This window comes from Streptococcus sp. HSISS3 (genome assembly GCF_000448605.1).
Lineage (GTDB): Bacteria > Bacillota > Bacilli > Lactobacillales > Streptococcaceae > Streptococcus > Streptococcus raffinosi.
This window is the reverse complement of the sequence record NZ_CM002130.1, coordinates 868,910-888,161: the sequence shown is the minus strand read 5'-3', so window position 1 is coordinate 888,161 and position 19,252 is coordinate 868,910. Positions and strand designations below refer to the sequence as shown.

Sequence of the window (19,252 nt, the reverse complement as noted above, 5' to 3'; positions counted from 1 at the left end):
TGTGATTATAGATAAACTAATCGTTACCTTCTATTATACAAAAAAGACAGGCATTTGCCTATCTCTAATATCTGCTTTCTGATTACGGTTAAGTCATCCTACTTCTTAAAAGTATCGTTATAGTGCTTATTAATAATAGCCGAACGTTTGTTCTCTGTTGAACTGCTTGAAAATGGTGCTAAACCAAAAGCTAACACGACAATTCCCAATAGAATGAGGCTGAAAAATGGGTGCTCAGCAATATAGTGTAAAATGTCTGACATAGGAAGACTCCTTTAAGCGTAATTATTTAACCTTATATTATCAGAAATATTATGATTCTTCAAGAAAAAAAGAGAGCTTCCGCTCTCCCTCTTAATCTTAATGGAATTGCATACCACCATCAACGATGATTGTTTGTCCTGTAATGTAGTTTGAGTCAGGTCCAGCAAGGAAGCTTACTGCAGCTGCCACATCTTCAGGCTCAGAAAGACGTTTCAAAGTGATATCTTTTGCGAATGTTTGCATACCCCATTCGTCATCTTTACCAGCATTTTTACCAACTTCGTGGGCAATATCAAACATCATTGGAGTCTTAACGATACCTGGTGCGTAGGCATTGACAGTAATGCCTGAGTCAGCCAAATCACGCGCCAAAGTTTGTGTAATACCACGAACTGCAAATTTAGTACCACCATAGATAGTCAAGTTAGGGTTACCAACGACACCAGCTTGTGAAGTCGCATTGATGATTTTACCACCATGTCCAAGAGCTTTAAATTGTGCTTGGGCAGCTTGGGCACCCCAGATCACACCACCTACATTGATATTGAATGTACGATGGAATTGTTCTTCAGTGATTGTATCAAGTGGAGTTGTAGGTGCGACACCAGCATTATTGACAACAACGTTCAAATCGCCAAAGTGATCGACAACTTTTTGGAAGGCTGCTGCTACCTCAGCTTGTTTAGAGACATCTGCTACGACAGCAAAAGCCTTATCTGCAGACAATTCAGCTACCGCTTTATCAGCAGTTTCAGCATTGTAATCTAAAATTCCAACTTTAAATCCATCTTCAACTAAACGTTTTGCAATCGCAAAACCAATACCTTGACCTGCACCTGTAACAATAGCAACTTTAGACATATAAAATCCTCCTCTACCAATTGAAGCCCTACTTCATTGATCCAACAAAGCTTATCTCAATCGGAATACGCAAAGTTAGTCAAGTTCTGGCAAAGTCATTTTCATAGGCTTTGTCTTAACTTAAATAAGATTCTACGCTTTTATGAAAACGTTGTCAAGCAAATGTCATACTTTTCTGAAAATAGATAAGGGATGTCTGTTATTTTGTCCTATTATAAAACGAACTCAAAGCCTAGTGCTTCCATGTCATCCAAGCCACCAAGGTTGGTAACATTGCTATAACCTCTCTCATGAAGCACTGCTGCAGCAAAGTCAGCCCGAGGTCCCATTTTACAATAAAGGTAAATTGAATCGTCTTTTTTAGCTGGAATGTCAGCTGTGAAAAACTGCGTGTGAGGTATTAATAAAGCATCCTTAACATGTCCTTCTGCATACTCTTCCGGACTACGAACATCAATGAGCAATCCACCTTGAGCTATATCATTTTGAATCTGCTTTAAATCCATGTTATTCACCAAACCAAAGATCGATTTCTCGAGCCGCAGATTCTTCTGAATCAGATCCATGAACAATATTTTGTATACCATGTTCATCGGGTGCGGTCGCAAAGTCACCTCGAATTGTGCCAGGAGCAGCTTCACCAGGATTTGTCGCTCCCATCATATCACGCCATGATTTGATAACACCTGGCCCCGAAAGAATTCCAATAATTGCTGGCCCACTCATCATATAGTTTGTAATACTAGAGAAGAATGGCTTATCTACCAACTGAGCATAATGCTTTTTAAGGCGCTCTAGGTCAAGCGTTAGCATTTCCATACGTTCAATAGTAAAGCCACGACGCTCAATACGGTCAATGACTTGTCCAACGAGGTGACGTTTAACAGCATCTGGTTTAATGATAAATAATGTTTTTTGCATGATTTCAACTTTCATTATTTTCTTTTCATTTTACCACAGGATGCCAGTTTTTGCAGACTTGGGCCTTTTATAGTCTCTAACTATATGACAGGTAACAAATTAACTATTTTTCATTAGCGTGATTATGCTGCTAATTACAAAATCCCTTACCAATACAGTAAGGGATTTTGTTGTTTTCTATGCTTGAATAAAAGCTTGTAAATCTTTAAGAGCTCGCTCAGCAATTTTTTCATAACGCTCTTTCTTGTCACGAATACGTGGGCCTTCTAACTCTTTGATAATACCGAAGTTAACATTCATTGGTTGGAAATGTTTGCTTTCAGCATGTGTCACATAATAGGGAAGACTACCGATAGCTGTTGTCTGAGGGAAGATAACTTCATCTTCACCCTTAAAGAGACAGGCAGCATTGATTCCAGCAACCAATCCTGAGGCAGCTGATTCAACATAACCTTCAACACCAGTCATTTGTCCAGCAAAGAACAAGTTAGGGTTTGATTTTGATTGGAAGGTCTGTTTAAGCAAGTTTGGCGAATCCATGTAGGAATTGCGGTGCATAACCCCATATCGCACAAATTCAGCATTTTCAAGACCTGGAATCATTTGGAAAACACGCTTTTGCTCTCCCCATTTGAGGTGGGTTTGGAAACCAACGATATTATAGAGGCTACCAGCCGCATTGTCCTGACGAAGCTGAACAACCGCATAAGGTGTCTTGAAATCCCCATCACGTGGCCCCTTGTAATCCTCAGGATACTCCAAACCAACTGGCTTCATAGGGCCATAGAGCATTGTCTTAATACCACGTTTGGCCATGACTTCGATAGGCATACACCCTTCGAAATATTTTTCTTTTTCGAAAGAATTTAAGGGGGCTTCTTCAGCTGTTGTCAAGGCTTCATGGAAGGCCATAAATTCTTCCTTGGTCATTGGACAGTTTAGATAAGCAGCTTCACCCTTGTCGTAGCGTGACTTAAGGTAAACCTTGTTCATGTCGATAGTCGCTTTATCAACAATCGGTGCAGCGGCATCATAGAAATAGAACCCATCTCCACCATTGAGCTCATGAATTTTTTTAGCTAAAGCATCAGAAGTCAAAGGACCTGAAGCAATAACTGTAATGGCATCATCAGGAATTTCTGTGATTTCTTCACGGATAACTTCAATTAATGGATTGTTCTTAATTTCAGCTGTCACTGCTTCTGCATAACCTTCACGGTCCACAGCCATGGCACCACCAGCTGGCACACGGTGAGCTTCTCCATTACGCATAATGATAGAGTCCAAGCGACGCATTTCTTCTTTAAGAAGCCCTACAGCATTTGTCAAGCTATCTCCACGGAAAGAGTTAGAACAAACTAATTCTGCAAAATTTGTTGTCTTATGCTGAGGTGTTGCTTTGACCCCACGCATTTCATAAAGTTTTACCGGAATACCACGTTTGGCAATCTGATAAGCCGCCTCGGAGCCGGCCAAACCAGCTCCAATCACGTTAATATAATCTGCTTTTGATTGAGACATGACACTAATACCTCTTCGGGAACAAGATGAAATCCTGCCCCCACAAATCTTTCTTCATTTTTACTCTTAGTAGTATAGCAAAAAACTCCTCGTCTGGCGACTAGGAGTCATCTGTATTTATAGGGGTAAAATGATAGTCACTTTAGCACCACCTGTATTATCACAATTTGAAAGCGAAAGACTACCATGATGTAAGCGAACAATATCATTGGCAATAGTTAGACCAAGACCACTGTGATTGCGGCTCTGTCTACTTTTATCCTCTTGATAAAAGAGCTGAGTGGCCTTTTCAAGGGATTCAAGGGAAAATCCAGGGCCAGAGTCAAGGCAGATAAACGTAAATTCATCTTCTTCTACCCTAGCAGTTAAGAACAGCTGACTACCACTAGGCGTATGCTCTAACGCATTCGAAACGATATTCATAAAAGCTCGATTCAACAAGGACCTGTCCCAATGGCCTATGATTTCTTTCTTAATATCCTTCTTGTCAAATGTAACATTGATTTGTTTGGTTTGTGCTAGTGACAAGGATTGGTCATAAATGTCTTCAACAAAGTCCTTGACCGAAACTTCTCCAAGCGTCAAGGTTTTCTTAAAACTCGTTTTGTTGAGTTCGGACAACTCTTGAACATAAGAATCAACCTGTGCAATCCCTTTTTGAAAATGCTCTAACAAGTCCGTTTGCTCCTCATCTAAGGGCGTCATAGCTAAGAGTTCAGCATTGCCACGAGCAACTGTCAGCGGTGTCTTCAGGTCATGGGTTAAGGCTGAAATATGATTTTGCTTATCCTGCTCTGCCTTCCAATTTTCCATCAAAGAGTCACGAAGTGCAGCACGCATGTGGTCCAAACCACTTAAAACTTGATTAAACTCCTTAATGGTAGACCGGGAGGTTTGAAAATCCAAGTCTTGCTCTGCTATTTTCTCAGTTGCTCTCAGTATTGGTCTAAGCTGTTGACGTAATTTATTGGCATAGAAGAATGTTAAAACAACAAAGATGAGTAAAATGGACACCATCATTGAGCCAATCATCATAAGATCAGCATTGGGAAAATACTGGTTCATCCAAGCGTTACGATACCGAGGTGATAGTTGATAGTTGACAATGACTATGCCATCTGACCTTTCAAAAGACTGAAAATAGCCGTATATCCCACCGTGAGCATTCTTGAATTGGTAATTTAGTAAGGATTCTTCTTGCAAGTTAACTGGCATGTTAGACTTCTTAAGCTTGAAATCCCTAGTCAAAAAGACATAACTCGTGCCATCAGGTAAAATCTCGGGATTAAAGACCTTAGAAGTTTCAATATCACTTCTCACAGCAGATAAATCACTCTCAACTTGATTTGCTGGAATCACTACCCCAAAACGATAAGACAAGCTGAACAAAGACAAAATAAGTAGGCTACTGATTGCCGAGAGGACCGTCAAGCTGACAACATAAGATAACAATAGTGTTCTTAGAGAGTGTTCTCGTTTTTTAATTAGTGCCACTTGTAACCAATCCCCCAGACTGTTTCAATAGGATTTTGCCCAACTTCTTTTAGCTTTGCACGGATATTTTTAATATGTTCAGCCACTGCTGTTGGACTTCCTTTATCCTCATAGCCATACAAATGCGTGTAGATTTGTTCTTTTGAAAAGACTTGGCCCTTATTTTCAGCCAAAAATTGACAAATACCGTACTCCGACTTAGTCAAATCTAACAAGTGATTTTCAACATAAAGCTCCTGAGCCGACAAATCAAACTGAAAATCACCAAGTGAAAGCTTATGATGACGCTCACGATGTTCCCGTCTCAAGTGAGCAGCCACACGAGCCTGGAGTTCTTTAACCCCAAATGGTTTGCAAATATAATCATCTGCACCATAAGTCAAGCCTTGAACAATATCAGCCTCTTGCGTTCTGGCAGTAATAAAAAGTATGGGGCAATCCACCTGTTCCCGAATCTCATGACAGAACTGGAGACCGTCAACATCAGGCATCATGATATCCAGCAATATCAAGTCAAACCGTGGCAACGAGTTCTTATCCAAGTCCAAAACACTCGTAAGTCCTGTCACCTTATGGTTTTGAAGCTCTAAGGCCTTTACAACCAATTTCACAATATCTTCCTGATCATCAATAACAAGTATCTGAGCCATGACCTCTCCTTTCATACAAATTTACCCTTATCATATCATCTATAGAAGACAACTGACAAGGCGTAGAGTAGATAAATATGTGTTGGGTAAAAGACATAGAATAAATATTTTGACCCGTTCCCTCTTTGACCGTTATAACAAAGCATCAAAGGAGCTGCAAATAGTTCCATCCATTCAATATATTTAAACATTAAGTCGTGAATAGAAAGTCTACCCAATACAATCGCCATTAGTACCCAAACAAGACTAACACTCACAAAAGCAAGCACTTCTTTCTTAAGATTCTTATGACAAAGATACATAGCGATACCAGTCAAAAGCAACCACGTCCCTCCATCGCTGATAAATGTATGAACTGGTAGCACTGTAAAATTGAGTAAATTTAGTAGAAAACCTAACATAGGTTTGTTTGCGCTTAGCAGATAAAAAGGTGCCATTAACCATGGAAGCAATAAGGGGAAAAGTAAGGTTGGGATTCCTTTTAGATATTTCTTTTCTTGAATCCAAGCAATACCTTGAAGAGCAACGAGCAAAATAGCGAACGATGACAACATCATATTTTGTGGAAAGAAACCATCTGCCCTTACAAGAGGATGTAGAAAATTATAAAATCCAAACTGAATCAATCCCATCAAAATTGCTAAAGCATAAATCTTTAGGAAGTATTTTTTTCGATTGCGTGTATGAACGAAACCTTCAATCACAGTAAAAAGGAACAAGGGGGCCGCTAATCTCCCAATCATAGTAAACCAAATGGGTATTTTTCCTGTATACTCAAAAAAATAGTGAATATGGTCGAATACCATAGTAATGAGGGCTATATATTTGAGTTGGAAACCTGATAGACTTAAACATTTCATAGTAACTCTCCTTTCTTTCATCATTAGTATAAAAAACAAATTTAAGGAAAGTATAAGTTTTTTGGATAAAATACAAAAAACTATCCCAAGTCTTAACTTGAGATAGCTATGTCTTTATTTAACAACAGATTCTTTGTAATCACACTCTTCGTTACTACAGATGACTTGTTTGCCACCACCACGTACTTTCTTCTCGACGAGGTAATCGCCTGATTTAGGACAGTTACGTCCAACAGGAATATCCCATGACGTAAATTCACAGTCAGGATAGCGGTCACAACCGTAGAAGACACGATTACGTTTTGTCTTACGTTCGATGACCTGACCTTGACCACAGGTTGGACAAGTAACGCCAATTTCTTTAGTAATGGCCTTGGTGTTATGACAGTCTGGGAAATTACTACATGCGTAGAACTTACCGTAGCGACCAAGTTTGATGACCATTGGGTGACCACAGAGATCACAATCAAAACCAGCAGGCTCATCCTTGATTTGGATTTTTTCAATACCTTCTTCAGCTTTTTCCAATTCTTTTTGGAAAGGTTTGAAGAATTCATCAATGACCTTCTGCCATTGTTCCTTACCGATTTCGACTTTATCGAGTTTCCCTTCCATCTCGGCGGTGAATTTAACATCCACGATGTCTGGGAAGAATTCGACGATTAAGCTATTGACGATTTCACCAAGTTCAGTTGGTTCAAATCGTTTAGCCACCAATTTGACATAGTAGCGACGTTGGATAACATCAAGCGTTGGCGCATAAGTAGACGGACGACCAACGCCGTTTTCTTCTAGCGTCTTAATCAATGTCGCTTCAGAATAGCGTGCAGGAGGTTGGGTGAAGTGTTGTTCAGGCGTTGTCACAACCTTCTTAACCGTATCACCCTCAGCCATATCAGCAAGCATTTTGTTCTTATCAGAGTCGTTGTAAACGGCCATATAACCGTCAAACTTGATTTGGCTTCCATTTGCTGTGAAAATGACACCATTTTGAGACAAGGTCACCTTCATCGTATCAAATACTGCAGCTGTCATTTGACTGGCTACAAAACGATTCCAAATAAGGGTATAGAGCTTGAGTTGATCCTTATCCAAATACTTGGCAATGCTTTCTGGCGTTTGAAAAACATTTGAAGGACGAATAGCCTCATGGGCATCTTGAGCTGCTGAGCTATTTTTCACCTTGCTACCATGCTTAGAATACTTAGAACCAAAGCGTTCTGTAATAAATTCAGCAGCTTGGTTTTGAGCAACCGGACTGATACGTGTTGAGTCCGTACGCATATATGTAATCAACCCCTGAGCCCCTGAACCCAGATTAATCCCCTCGTACAACTGCTGAGCAACCATCATGGTCTTACGTGTACGGAAGTTAATCTTATTGGCAGCATCCTGTTGTAGTGATGACGTTGTATATGGCAATGGTGCATTACGACGGCGTTCTTTTTTCTCTACCTTATCAACATTAAAGTCATCACTCGTGATACGAGAAAGAACAGCTTGAACATCGTCATTATTGTTGAGCTTAAGCTTTTTACCATCCAAGCCATAGAAGCTAGCCTGAAACTTCTTAGCCCCCTTCTTAAAGGCACCATCAATAGTCCAGTATTCTTCTGGTTTAAAGGCCTTAATTTCATTCTCACGGTCAATAATAAGCTTAAGAGCTACCGATTGGACACGCCCTGCAGAAAGACCCTTCTTAACCTTCTTCCAAAGAAGTGGAGAGATTGAGTAACCCACAATACGGTCCAAGACACGACGAGCTTGCTGCGCATCTACCAAGTCCATGTCAATGGCACGTGGCTCTACGAAGGCATTTTTTACCGCATCCTTTGTGATTTCATTGAACACAACTCGATTCTTATCGTGATCATCCAGTCCAAGGATATGTGACAAATGCCATGAAATAGCTTCTCCTTCACGGTCCGGGTCACTTGCGAGAAAGACTTGCTTAGCTTTCTTAGCTTCTTTCTTTAATTCATTGATAAGTGGTCCCTTACCACGAATATTGATATATTGTGGTTCGTAATTGTTTTCAAAGTCAATGGACATACTTGATTTTTTCAAATCACGGATATGCCCAACAGAGGCTACAACTTTATAATTGCGCCCAAGGTACTTTTCAATGGTTTTTGCTTTGGCAGGAGACTCCACGATAACCAAATTTTTCTTTGGTGTCGCTCTTTTTTTAGTCGTCTTTTTTGCCGTTGATTTCTTTGTTGTTTTAGTTTTCGTTTTTGTTGTCGTTGCTGTCGCCATAGATTATTTCCTTATTTTGTTATAAACTGGCTGCGCCATTAATCTGTCTATATTTTAGTCACAAGACATTAAAAAGTGCAACACCTTGGACCGAGCAACTAACATAATACCGTCCTTTCCTTAAACTGTCAATAAAAAAATTTTTTCTCTATAGGAGAAGTTTGATTTTTAAGAAAACTCAGAAAGGATATCAAATCCCGTCGTAATACACTTTGCGCCCTCTTGAATGAGGTGATGACAGCCATCCGATTTTCCGTCTAAAATATTTCCTGGAATAGCAAAAACATCTCTTCCTTCCTCCATGGCACGCTCACAAGTAATCAAACTTCCCGATCGAAGCTTAGCCTCTACAACTAAAACCCCCTGACACAAGCCTGAAATAATACGATTTCGTTCTGGAAAATGATACTTGAGAGGTTGTTCACTCGGTGCATATTCTGAAAGCACGAGATGATTTTTACTCATATAATCCTGCAAAGCTTTATTTTCTTTAGGATAATAGACGTCTAGTCCAGTCCCAATAACTGCAATGGTGTTACCTTTATTTTTCAAAGCTTCCATATGGGCACAGGTATCAATGCCACGCGCCAAGCCACTAACGATAGTAAAATGATTACCGAGTTCATTAACAACCTTACGAACCGACTGTTTTCCTGTTTCAGAGCACTTCCTTGCCCCAACAATTGCTAACTTAGGTTTACTCAACAACTCAATATTTCCTTGATAAAAGAGGAGAACTGGTGGATTGTAGGTGTGCTTTAACTCAATCGGATACTCCTGGTCAAAAATAGATACTGTCGGATAACGCTGATACTGCTCTTTAAGTTGCTTAATATCTAAAGTCTTGTATTTTTCCATAAAAAGAACGGCATTTTTAGACTTTGAAACCACTGCCATATCTCGTAAACTTAATTTTCTATCTTGAGTCTTCTGATAGTCTAAAATATTAAGGATGTTTAAATTCGTCAATCCAGCGGCTTTTAGTTTAAAAAGTTCAAAGTTATTCATATAAATACCTCCATTTCTTTATTCGCAAGAGATAAAGAAAAAAGTTCCCTTTATGGAACTTTCCTTGATTATAAATCATTTTCAGACATAAAATAAGACGCTGCGCCTAGGAGGTTACTGTCGTTATGAAAATGACAAGCTTGAATCGAAATTGGATCAAAACCTAAATCAGACTTTTCATTAAATAACTCTTCATAAGCATTAACAATACCTGCTATCAAAGAATTTTGTCTGCTGATGCCTCCGCCGATAACGACTCTTTCTAAGTTCATGAAAGTCTGTAAATTCAGAATAAGCACCGCAATTTCATGACAATAGTCCTTAAATAGCGAATTGAGTTTTTCAAATTGACCTTCTTCTATAGCTGAGAAGACAGCTGGACCATCATCCTGATCTAAGCCAAGTAATTGACTGGCCTCATGGACAAAACCAACCGCAGAACCTTTATTATCGACAAGGCTGATCAGTGCCTGCTTAAACAAGGCCCACTTAAAAGGGAGAGCCGTTTGACTCTTACTTTGGGAACTTGGTCCTCTCAGAAATTTGGAAACCAAAAGAGGGGTTAACAGGGCTCCCTGAGAGACGAGCCCTAAGCCAACACCCGTACCTAAAACCAAGGCAGCACCACAATCAACTTCTTGTAGACTACCATATCTAGCTTCAGCCAGAGCAGCCGCATCAGCATCATTGATAACCTTTACAGGTAATTGAAAAGTTTTAGATAGACCTGTTCCAAGAGGAATAGCTGTTAAATAAGGGATAAGGCCCCCCTTGAAAACAAAGCCACGTTTACTATTAATTTCTCCCGGACACGCAATAGCAATCCCCGAAATTTCATCTTCATATGATGAAACAATATTTTCTAAAGTTCCCCAGAAATCATCTATGCTTGCTGGAGTTGGAACTTTAGATTGATTGGTAATATTGAAATTATCGTCAACTAAACCAAACTTGACAAAGGTTCCTCCGATATCAATAGCTACAATCACTCTGCTCACCTACTTTTTAAGCATTGACTTTATGGGTTCAAAGCTTCTTCTATGAATTGGCGTGATACCAAGTTTATCCAAACCAGATAAATGCTCTTTAGTTCCATAGCCTGCATTTTTGGTAAATGCATAGCCAGGATACTCTTGATCATAATCAGCCATCATCTCATCACGGGTTACCTTTGCTACGATTGATGCTGCAGCAATAGATAAGGAATTAGCATCCCCCTTAATAATTGATGTTTGTCCTATAGGTAAATCTAAAGTCATAGCATCAATTAACAACTGTTCTGGTTGAGGACTGAGGTTTTCAATAGCTTCAATCATAGCAAGTTTAGTTGCCTCATAAATATTGACATCGTCAATGACATGATTGTCCTTAACACCAATACCGACAGCCACTGCTTGTTTCATTACCTGCTTATAGATGGCTTTATGTTTTGATTTTGGGATTTTTTTACTGTCATTGAGGCCTTTGATTTTGCAAAGCTTTGGCAAGATAACAGCTGCGGCAACCACTGGTCCAGCCAGGGGGCCTCGTCCAACTTCATCAACACCTGCAATGAGTTCAACTCCCTGGGCATAGAGCAATTTTTCGTAATTAAGCATCGTTTCCAAACGCTCATCCTCCGCAATCTCCGCCAGGATGGCCTTACGGCGTTGCTTAATAGCGGTCTGTACCCCAGTACGGCTATCTTCCTCAAATGTCGCCCAACGATGGTCGTCTAGGTCTGTCAAAGTTGCTAATTGTTCCTTGACTTCTTTAATTGTCGCCATCAGTATCAACCCCAACAATATCAAGTGTGTAACGGCCTAGTTTTCCATCACGAACATCTTTGACAAAAAGACTGTAAAAACGGTCATAATCTTCACGAAAGCCTAGTTTTTGGGTCATTTCCATAATGATTTCTGGAGCCTCTTCTTCAAGGTCAATCCCTTTAAAACGTTCCTCGAGACGTTCTGGATAGTAGGTTTTAAAGTAGTTGAGTCCAAAAATAGTAACTTCATCCATTGGTAACAGCTGGTCTTTGATAGCACCCGTCAAAGCAAGTTTCAAGCCAACCAATTCATCCTCAAACTTAGGCCACAAGATACCCGGAGTATCAAGAATTTCCAAGTCCTTATTTGACTTCAACCATTGTTGGCCTTTTGTAACACCAGGTTTATTTCCCACAACAGCAATTTTTTACCAGCGAGGCGGTTCATCAAGGTTGATTTCCCTGCATTTGGAATACCAATAATCATGGTTCTCAAGTTCTCTTTCTGAATTCCACGTTCACGCAAGCGTTGAATTTTCTCAGACATAAGAATCTTAGCAGCATCTGTCACCAATTTAACCGTAGACTGCTCCTTGGAATTAATAGCCAGAGTTTTAATGCCTTGTTTCTCAAAGTAAGTACGCCACTCTTTGGTCCGATTGCTGTCAGCAAGATCCGATTTATTGAGAATTAAAAGCTTAGGCTTGTCGCCAACAATCTTAGTCAACATAGGGTTTTGACTTGAAAGTGGTAAACGTGCATCCACTAAAATGGTGACAAAATCAACATGCTTTATATTTTCCTGGACCTGTCGGCGAGCCTTGGACATGTGCCCAGGGAACCATTGAATAGTTGCCATTTGTTTTTCTCCTCTTTAATAGCCTTAGTAAAATATCATATAAATTCTTTTAAAAAAAGCCAAAATCTTGGCTTTACTTTACTTATATTATAACAGATTTAGGTTGAGATGCCCAATTGTTGTCACTTGGTTAGGCCTCAATAGGCATGAAGTTACCGACAATTTTACCGATAATTCGAGGGTCTTCATCATAAGGAGCAAACTTGTCACCATAGCGTTTATTAAGAGAAACTAAACGCAGGCCCTCTTCCTCACGATAAACCTTTTTGATATAGGTTTGACCATCCCAATCCACAGCATAAACAGCACCATCATAATCAAAACCAGTTTGTTTGATCAACACTACTTCTCCATTTAAGTAAGTGGGTTCCATAGAATCTCCAAAAACCCAAGAAGCAAAATCATGGTCTAATTCTTCATCATAGAAAACTTCATCATAATTGCCATCACCAAAATAAGTATATCCTGTTCCGGCTGATAAACGCTCGAAAACTTTATAAGAGTATAACGGAATAACAGGTGCTTTCTGCTTTTCTGCTTCTTGTTCTTCTAAAAGAGCCTTAGTGAGTCGCAAAGCTTCTTTACGATTTTCGTCATTGAGTTCCAAGTAAACTTCCACTATCTCGTGTTCAGACAGAAAATATGTCTCAGCCACGCCAAAAAGTTGGGACAATACTGTAAGATTCTTTTGATTTGGCTTTGTCTTACCATTTTCCCAATTAAAATAAGAGGAGCGTGAAATTCCCAGATGCTTAGCCACTGATGCTTGGCTCATTCCTTGCGCTTCTCGAATTTCCTTTAGTTTTTGTCCTGAAAACATAGCCACCTCCGTAAGTTAATAAACTAACATAAGTTTACCAAAAAAAGTAGTTGATTTCAAGTGAAATCAACTACTTTTACATTTCTCTTTTGTATTATTCTTTGACCAAAAATCCTATATTGTCAAGTACCTCTTCAATGTAATCTAAATCTTGTTGACTATCAGCTTCAACAAGGTGATAGTGAACACCATTGGTTAATTCAGATAGTGGACGAAAATCACTTGACGCTGCTTGTTCTAAAAAATGTCTAACATCTCGACGACAAGTCAACTTCAACAAGGTTTGAATTTCACCATAGACTGGATGATCAATCATGATATTTTGAATACGCCCCCCATTATCGACAATAGCTAGAAGCTCTTCTTCCATGTCATTCACCGTATGATTCACTTTAAAGAGTCGATGCTCATAAGAATTATCATCACTGTTTTTATAAATATAACCCCTGTTAGTTGAAATAATTTGAGCACCATCTGCTCGCAAAAGTGCAATATCTTGGACAATGATTTGACGGGTAACACCAAAATGTTCCGCCAAACTCTGCCCATTTATCGCTTCTTTAGACTGCTTTAACAGTGCCAATAATTCTTGCTTGCGATTTAAAGTCATAGACTAAACAACTCCTCTTACAACTATCGAATTTTTCGAATACTTTTGAAAATCGTTAATGCTATAACATAGTCTATCATACTATGGACAATAGTACCAAATCCAACTAAAACAAACAGAACATAAAATAGTTTTTGGAAGTCCTCTCCCGTTACTGAATAAAAAATCACACAAGCAATTACTTCAGCTACAGCATGAATAACACCTAAAACAAAGTTAAAAATTAGTGATGATTTATGGTTTTCTATTGTTTGAGGGAATTTTTTCAAATAAAAAGCTCCTAACAAACCAAAGACGATATGCGAGAATGCCCTAAAAACAATGACAATCGGATAGCCGGCCATAAGGAATCCTAAACTAGACGCTAAGATAACAAAAGCTGCTACCCAGGGCGATATAAACATAGCTAGAAATATTGGAACGTGACTCCCCAAGGTATAAGAAGCCGGTGGAATGATTAATTTAATTGGCATAATACTCGGGATAAGGATAGCAATCGCAGTTAACAAAGCTGCAAAGGTCATTTCTTGAATTCTCTTTTTCGGTTTCATAATCTACTCCTTTTTATTGTATATACACTAGTATATTACAATGTATATCCCTAGAAGTCAATATGCCATAAAAAAACTAGAGCCATAAGCCCTAGTCCTTTCTTATTTACGTTTTTTCTTAGCCTTCTTCATCTTGTTAGCTTGACGTTTCATAGCATGTTTCATAGCAAATGAACCGACCTTACCTTTAAGACCACCACCAAGCATTTGGCTAAGGTCCATGTTCCCAAGATCCGGCATACCTGCGCCACCCATCATGCCTTCAAGGGCAGACATATCCATATTACCCATATCAGGCATATTTGGCATGTTTTTTGGCATATTATTTGGGTTAAGACCCATTTGACGCATCATTTGCTCCATATCACCAGACATAACACCTTGCATCATTTGTTTGGCTTGGTTGAAGTCTTTAATAAACTTGTTTACTTCGATGAAGGTATTTCCCGAACCATTGGCAATACGGCGACGACGACTCGGTGTCAAGAGATCAGGATTTTCACGCTCTTCTGGTGTCATTGATGATACAATGGCACGCTTGCGTGCAATCTGTTTCTCGTCTACTTTAACATTAGCCAAGGCTGGATTGTTAGCCATACCTGGCAACATCTTAAGCAAATCCTCCATAGGACCCATATTTTGCACTTGGTCTAATTGGTCGATGAAGTCATTGAAGTCAAAGGTGTTTTCACGCATCTTCTCAGCCAACTCAAGAGATTTTTTCTCGTCGTACTCTTGAGAAGCTTTTTCAATAAGGGTAAGAAGGTCTCCCATACCTAAGATACGGCTTGACATGCGTTCTGGGTGGAAAGTCTCAATATCCGTAATTTTCTCACCAGTACCTGTGAATTTAATTGGCTTACCAGTAATCTCACGAATAGAAAGAGCCGCACCACCACGTGTGTCACCGTCAATTTTAGTAAGAACGACACCTGTGATATCCAGTTGTTCATTGAACTCCTTGGCAACATTAGCAGCTTCCTGACCAATCATGCTATCAACAACCAAGAGAATTTCGTTTGGATGGGCGAAATCCTTGATATCACGCAACTCTTGCATGAGGGTTTCGTCAATCTGCAAACGACCCGCCGTATCAATCAAGACATAGTCATTTTTATTGGCACGCGCTTGTTCCAAACCATTTTTGACAATCTCAACCGCTGGTGTCTCTGTTCCCATATCAAAAACAGGAACATTAATTTGTTGGCCCAAGGTCTTCAACTGGTCAATGGCTGCTGGACGATAGATATCCGCCGCAATCATCATTGGGCGAGCTTCTTGTTCTTTAATCAGCTTATTAGCTAATTTACCAGCAAAGGTTGTTTTACCAGCCCCTTGGAGACCAACCATCATTATGATAGTTGGAATCTTTGGAGATTTCTCAATTTCAGATGTTTCAGACCCAAGAATCTCTGTTAATTCTTCATTAACAATCTTGATGATTTGTTGTGAAGCATCAAGAGTATCAATGATTTCGTGACCTACGGCACGTTCACGAACACGTTTGATAAATGTCTTAACAACCGGTAGGGCAACGTCTGCTTCAAGGAGTGCCAAACGAATCTCTTTAGTGACTTCTTGAACTTCTTTCTCTGAAAGTTTTCCTTTACGTCTTAGATTTTTGAAAACGCCTTGCAAGCGTTCCGTTAAGCTTTCAAAAGCCATATATTATTTCCTCTCTTACTTTCTGCTTGAATCTAATCTCTATTATCAATGCTACTTAGAATTTCAATTTGTTCCTGAAGATAGCTATCATCTGGGTATTTTTCGATGATATCATCAAAAATTTGGCTACGGACGATGTAATCTGAATACATATGTAATTTCATCTCGTAAGCTTCCAAAATCTTCTCAGTACGTTTGATGTTATCATACACCGCCTGACGACTGACGCCAAATTCTTCAGCAATTTCTGCCAAACTATAATCATCCGCATAATAAAGCTCAATATAGTTCATCTGCTTATCTGTTAACAAGGCAGCATAGAACTCAAAAAGAGCATTCATGCGATTGGTTTTTTCAATTTCCATAAGCTCCATTTTACCATAAAATCATGGTGTTAGCACGATTCTTGTGCAGAAAAAAGCAGTGACTTCTAATTGTTCTCCAAATAAAACTCAAAACGATCACCGACATAGTAGCTACGTACATATTCGAAAGCCTGTCCATCTTGAAGAAAGGAAATTTGCGTCAGACTTAAGAGGGCATCACCAGTCTTAACCTTGAGGTGCTTGGCTAGACTACTATTGGCCAAACTAGCCGAAATGGTTTGTTGGCTCTTCCCTATTTCATAACCATTATCGGTTAAGGTCTTGAAGAAATGTTCTGTAATTTCAGATTCTTCAAAGCCACGGATAATCTTTTCAGGGATACTAGCAATCTCATATGCAACTGGGATGTCATCGGCAAAGCGAACACGCTCCATCCTAATCACATAAGACTGTGGTAAGACACCTAAATTCTTGATTTCAAACTCATTGGGATGTAGACGTTTATAAGAAATAAGCTGACTAGACGGCTTCTTGCCTTGCGCTTTGACGATTTCCGTAAAACTCGTGGTTCCACGCATCTTCTCCTTAACACGACTACTGGCAACGAAGGTCCCACTACCTGGTTTACGCTCCAAAATTCCCTCGTCAACTAACAGTGTTATGGCCTGCCGTACAGTCATGCGACTGACATCAAAAGTTTCGCAAAGATCTCGCTCACTAGGAAGACGTTGCCCAATTTTCCAAGTACCTTCATCAATATCTTTTTTATTTTATCATGTATGCGAATATACGCTGGTAACATCTAATACCCCCCTTGTTATCCCTATTTTACAAAAAAGAGTCAGAATTGTAAAGGTGATTAAATGACTTGTAGCTTCTCGTATAAATCTAGGTGCTAAGTCCTTAAATTTGTGATACAATGAAAGCATAAGAGTCCTTATGTGACGTAAAAAGAAAGGGTAATAATGACTGACATTTCTACATTGAATGATGTGCAGAAAATCATTGTTCTAGACTATGGTAGCCAATACAATCAGCTTATTGCACGTCGTATTCGTGAATTCGGCGTTTTCTCTGAGTTGAAGAGCCATAAGATTTCTGCTGAAGAAGTGCGAGAGATTAATCCAATCGGTATCGTACTTTCTGGTGGTCCAAACTCTGTATATGCTGATGACGCTTTTAGCATTGATCCTGAGATTTTTGAACTCGGTATTCCAATCCTCGGTATTTGTTACGGAATGCAACTGTTGACTCACAAACTTGGTGGTAAAGTACTTCCTGCTGGTGAAGCTGGTAACCGTGAATATGGTCAATCAACACTTCGACTTCGTGCTGACTCTAAACTCTTTGCTGGTACTCCTGAAGAGCAGGTCGTCCTTATGAGCCACGGTGATGCTGTTACAGAGATTCCGGAAGGGTTCCATCTAGTCGGTGACTCAGTGGATTGCCCATTTGCAGCAATGGAAAATACGGAGAAAAACTTCTACGGTATCCAATTCCACCCAGAAGTTCGTCACTCTGTATATGGTAATGATATCTTGAAAAACTTTGCTTTTGGTATCTGTGGTGCCAAAGGTGACTGGTCAATGGCTAACTTCGTAGATATGCAAATAGCACAAATCCGTGAAACAGTTGGTGACCGTAAAGTCCTTCTTGGACTCTCAGGTGGGGTTGACTCATCTGTTGTTGGTGTCCTTTTGCAAAAAGCTATCGGAGATCAATTGACATGTATCTTCGTTGACCACGGTCTTCTCCGTAAAGGTGAAGGTGACCAAGTTATGGAGATGCTCGGAGGTAAATTTGGCCTTAACATTATCCGTGTTGATGCTTCTAAACGCTTCCTAGACCTCTTGGCTGGTGTTGATGATCCTGAGAAAAACGTAAAATCATCGGTAACGAGTTTGTCTATGTCTTTGATGACGAAGCAAGTAAGCTTAAAGGCGTTGACTTCCTAGCTCAAGGAACACTTTATACTGATATTATTGAATCAGGTACTGAGACAGCTCAAACAATCAAATCTCACCACAACGTCGGTGGTCTTCCAGAAGACATGCAGTTTGAATTGATTGAACCGCTTAATACCCTCTTTAAAGATGAAGTACGTGCCCTTGGTACTGAAATGGGAATGCCTGACGAAGTCGTTTGGCGCCAACCATTCCCAGGACCTGGACTTGCCATCCGTGTTATGGGTGAAATCACTGAAGAGAAACTTGAAACTGTTCGTGAGTCTGATGCTATCCTTCGTGAAGAAATTGCCAAAGCTGGTCTTGACCGTGATGTATGGCAATACTTCACAGTTAACACAGGTGTTCGTTCTGTCGGGGTTATGGGTGATGGCCGTACTTACGACTACACTATCGCTATCCGTGCCATCACTTCAATTGACGGTATGACAGCTGACTTTGCGAAACTTCCGTGGGAAGTTCTCCAAAAGATTTCTGTTCGAATCGTTAACGAAGTTGACCACGTTAACCGTATCGTCTACGATATTACAAGTAAACCACCTGCAACTGTTGAGTGGGAATAAAAGGCTCTTTGTCAACTGTAGTGGGTGACGAAAAGCTAACATCTAGAGAGAACCTGATAGGTTTTCTCTTTTTGTATGTTCAGAGTGATGAAAACACGCTTCCTAAAGTTAATAAAGTTTCTAAAACCGAAGCCCAGACGTTTAATATCTTTGATAAGCTTATTGGTGCCCTCCAATTTTGCATTTGAGTAATGTGTTTCTAGCGCATTTTTGATGTATGGTTTGTGTCTAAGGAAGGTCCTAAAGACAGTTTTGAAGTAATGATTAACCTTGCTTATATTCTCCTCTATGAGCTCAAAAAACTCATCT

General features: G+C 39.7%; 17 protein-coding genes and 4 pseudogenes. 1 reads left to right on the top strand and 20 read right to left on the bottom strand.

Annotated elements, in window-relative coordinates:
• Positions 1-98: 98 nt before the first annotated feature.
• From HSISS3_RS11950 to HSISS3_RS04170, 19 genes and pseudogenes are all read right to left on the bottom strand, one after another.
• Complete coding sequence (locus tag HSISS3_RS11950) at positions 99-263, bottom strand: hypothetical protein (protein WP_008534734.1); 165 nt, start codon at positions 261-263, stop codon at positions 99-101.
• 97 nt (positions 264-360) lie between these two features.
• Positions 361-1,125 carry a (S)-acetoin forming diacetyl reductase gene (locus tag HSISS3_RS04255; RefSeq protein ID WP_008534735.1) on the bottom strand — a complete coding sequence of 255 codons (765 nt, stop codon included), beginning with the start codon at positions 1,123-1,125 and terminating at the stop codon, positions 361-363.
• Between the two features lie 212 nt (positions 1,126-1,337).
• A complete protein-coding gene (locus HSISS3_RS04250) occupies positions 1,338-1,631 on the bottom strand; it encodes a rhodanese-like domain-containing protein (protein WP_008534736.1) in 294 nt (97 codons plus the stop codon).
• 1 nt (position 1,632) lies between these two features.
• Positions 1,633-2,046: a nucleoside-diphosphate kinase gene (ndk, locus tag HSISS3_RS04245; protein WP_167546244.1), complete on the bottom strand. Its 414-nt coding sequence runs from the start codon at positions 2,044-2,046 to the stop codon at positions 1,633-1,635.
• A 177-nt stretch (positions 2,047-2,223) separates the two neighbouring features.
• Positions 2,224-3,567: a methylenetetrahydrofolate--tRNA-(uracil(54)-C(5))-methyltransferase (FADH(2)-oxidizing) TrmFO gene (trmFO, locus tag HSISS3_RS04240; RefSeq protein ID WP_021151816.1), complete on the bottom strand. Its 1,344-nt coding sequence runs from the start codon at positions 3,565-3,567 to the stop codon at positions 2,224-2,226.
• Positions 3,568-3,684: 117 nt separating this feature from the next.
• A complete protein-coding gene (locus HSISS3_RS04235) occupies positions 3,685-5,061 on the bottom strand; it encodes a sensor histidine kinase (RefSeq protein WP_021151815.1) in 1,377 nt (458 codons plus the stop codon).
• A complete protein-coding gene (locus HSISS3_RS04230; RefSeq protein ID WP_021151814.1) occupies positions 5,052-5,711 on the bottom strand; it encodes a response regulator transcription factor in 660 nt (219 codons plus the stop codon). The genes HSISS3_RS04235 and HSISS3_RS04230 overlap by 10 nt, the downstream gene beginning before the upstream one ends.
• Before the next feature lie 35 nt (positions 5,712-5,746).
• Positions 5,747-6,571, bottom strand: coding sequence for a TraX family protein (locus HSISS3_RS04225; protein ID WP_021151813.1), 825 nt, complete (start codon positions 6,569-6,571; stop codon positions 5,747-5,749).
• A gap of 114 nt (positions 6,572-6,685) precedes the next feature.
• Positions 6,686-8,830 carry a type I DNA topoisomerase gene (topA, locus tag HSISS3_RS04220; RefSeq protein ID WP_021151812.1) on the bottom strand — a complete coding sequence of 715 codons (2,145 nt, stop codon included), beginning with the start codon at positions 8,828-8,830 and terminating at the stop codon, positions 6,686-6,688.
• Positions 8,831-8,998: 168 nt separating this feature from the next.
• Positions 8,999-9,838, bottom strand: coding sequence for a DNA-processing protein DprA (gene dprA, locus HSISS3_RS04215; protein WP_021151811.1), 840 nt, complete (start codon positions 9,836-9,838; stop codon positions 8,999-9,001).
• 68 nt (positions 9,839-9,906) lie between these two features.
• The gene (locus HSISS3_RS04210) at positions 9,907-10,827 is read right to left on the bottom strand and encodes an ROK family protein (RefSeq protein WP_021145281.1); all 921 of its coding nucleotides are present in this window, start codon (positions 10,825-10,827) and stop codon (positions 9,907-9,909) included.
• Positions 10,828-10,836: 9 nt separating this feature from the next.
• On the bottom strand, positions 10,837-11,604 hold the full coding sequence (locus tag HSISS3_RS04205; RefSeq protein ID WP_021151810.1) for a ribonuclease HII: 768 nt from the start codon (positions 11,602-11,604) through the stop codon (positions 10,837-10,839).
• A pseudogene (gene ylqF / locus HSISS3_RS04200) lies at positions 11,591-12,444 on the bottom strand (ribosome biogenesis GTPase YlqF). Before ylqF ends, HSISS3_RS04205 begins: the two are co-directional and overlap by 14 nt.
• A gap of 130 nt (positions 12,445-12,574) precedes the next feature.
• On the bottom strand, positions 12,575-13,264 hold the full coding sequence (locus HSISS3_RS04195) for an XRE family transcriptional regulator (protein WP_021151807.1): 690 nt from the start codon (positions 13,262-13,264) through the stop codon (positions 12,575-12,577).
• Positions 13,265-13,358: 94 nt separating this feature from the next.
• The gene (locus HSISS3_RS04190; protein ID WP_021145276.1) at positions 13,359-13,874 is read right to left on the bottom strand and encodes a transcription repressor NadR; all 516 of its coding nucleotides are present in this window, start codon (positions 13,872-13,874) and stop codon (positions 13,359-13,361) included.
• A gap of 23 nt (positions 13,875-13,897) precedes the next feature.
• On the bottom strand, positions 13,898-14,425 hold the full coding sequence (locus HSISS3_RS04185; RefSeq protein WP_021151806.1) for an ECF transporter S component: 528 nt from the start codon (positions 14,423-14,425) through the stop codon (positions 13,898-13,900).
• A gap of 102 nt (positions 14,426-14,527) precedes the next feature.
• On the bottom strand, positions 14,528-16,090 hold the full coding sequence (gene ffh, locus HSISS3_RS04180; RefSeq protein WP_021151805.1) for a signal recognition particle protein: 1,563 nt from the start codon (positions 16,088-16,090) through the stop codon (positions 14,528-14,530).
• A gap of 32 nt (positions 16,091-16,122) precedes the next feature.
• Positions 16,123-16,455, bottom strand: coding sequence for a putative DNA-binding protein (locus tag HSISS3_RS04175; RefSeq protein ID WP_002888504.1), 333 nt, complete (start codon positions 16,453-16,455; stop codon positions 16,123-16,125).
• A gap of 65 nt (positions 16,456-16,520) precedes the next feature.
• Positions 16,521-17,218: pseudogene (locus tag HSISS3_RS04170) on the bottom strand (GntR family transcriptional regulator).
• Between the two features lie 163 nt (positions 17,219-17,381).
• Between HSISS3_RS04170 and guaA the strand changes: the two are divergent.
• Positions 17,382-18,943 (top strand): annotated as a pseudogene (gene guaA, locus HSISS3_RS04165) (glutamine-hydrolyzing GMP synthase).
• Between the two features lie 42 nt (positions 18,944-18,985).
• On the opposite strand, the pseudogene HSISS3_RS11585 reads toward guaA, so the two are convergent.
• Positions 18,986-19,252: pseudogene (locus tag HSISS3_RS11585) on the bottom strand (transposase); the annotation flags it as partial.

Bases quoted from the DNA above. Each gene is read 5' to 3' on its own strand.
- ndk (WP_167546244.1), bottom strand. From the start codon at position 2,046: ATGCAAAAAACATTATTTATCATTAAACCAGATGCTGTTAAACGTCAC.
- trmFO (WP_021151816.1), bottom strand. From the start codon at position 3,567: ATGTCTCAATCAAAAGCAGATTATATTAACGTGATTGGAGCTGGTTTG.
- HSISS3_RS04205 (WP_021151810.1), bottom strand. From the start codon at position 11,604: ATGGCGACAATTAAAGAAGTCAAGGAACAATTAGCAACTTTGACAGAC.
- HSISS3_RS04175 (WP_002888504.1), bottom strand. From the start codon at position 16,455: ATGGAAATTGAAAAAACCAATCGCATGAATGCTCTTTTTGAGTTCTAT.
- HSISS3_RS04195 (WP_021151807.1), bottom strand. From the start codon at position 13,264: ATGTTTTCAGGACAAAAACTAAAGGAAATTCGAGAAGCGCAAGGAATG.
- HSISS3_RS11950 (WP_008534734.1), bottom strand. From the start codon at position 263: ATGTCAGACATTTTACACTATATTGCTGAGCACCCATTTTTCAGCCTC.
- HSISS3_RS04255 (WP_008534735.1), bottom strand. From the start codon at position 1,125: ATGTCTAAAGTTGCTATTGTTACAGGTGCAGGTCAAGGTATTGGTTTT.
- HSISS3_RS04225 (WP_021151813.1), bottom strand. From the start codon at position 6,571: ATGAAATGTTTAAGTCTATCAGGTTTCCAACTCAAATATATAGCCCTC.
- HSISS3_RS04185 (WP_021151806.1), bottom strand. From the start codon at position 14,425: ATGAAACCGAAAAAGAGAATTCAAGAAATGACCTTTGCAGCTTTGTTA.
- HSISS3_RS04250 (WP_008534736.1), bottom strand. From the start codon at position 1,631: ATGGATTTAAAGCAGATTCAAAATGATATAGCTCAAGGTGGATTGCTC.
- topA (WP_021151812.1), bottom strand. From the start codon at position 8,830: ATGGCGACAGCAACGACAACAAAAACGAAAACTAAAACAACAAAGAAA.
- dprA (WP_021151811.1), bottom strand. From the start codon at position 9,838: ATGAATAACTTTGAACTTTTTAAACTAAAAGCCGCTGGATTGACGAAT.
- ffh (WP_021151805.1), bottom strand. From the start codon at position 16,090: ATGGCTTTTGAAAGCTTAACGGAACGCTTGCAAGGCGTTTTCAAAAAT.
- HSISS3_RS04230 (WP_021151814.1), bottom strand. From the start codon at position 5,711: ATGGCTCAGATACTTGTTATTGATGATCAGGAAGATATTGTGAAATTG.
- HSISS3_RS04190 (WP_021145276.1), bottom strand. From the start codon at position 13,874: ATGACTTTAAATCGCAAGCAAGAATTATTGGCACTGTTAAAGCAGTCT.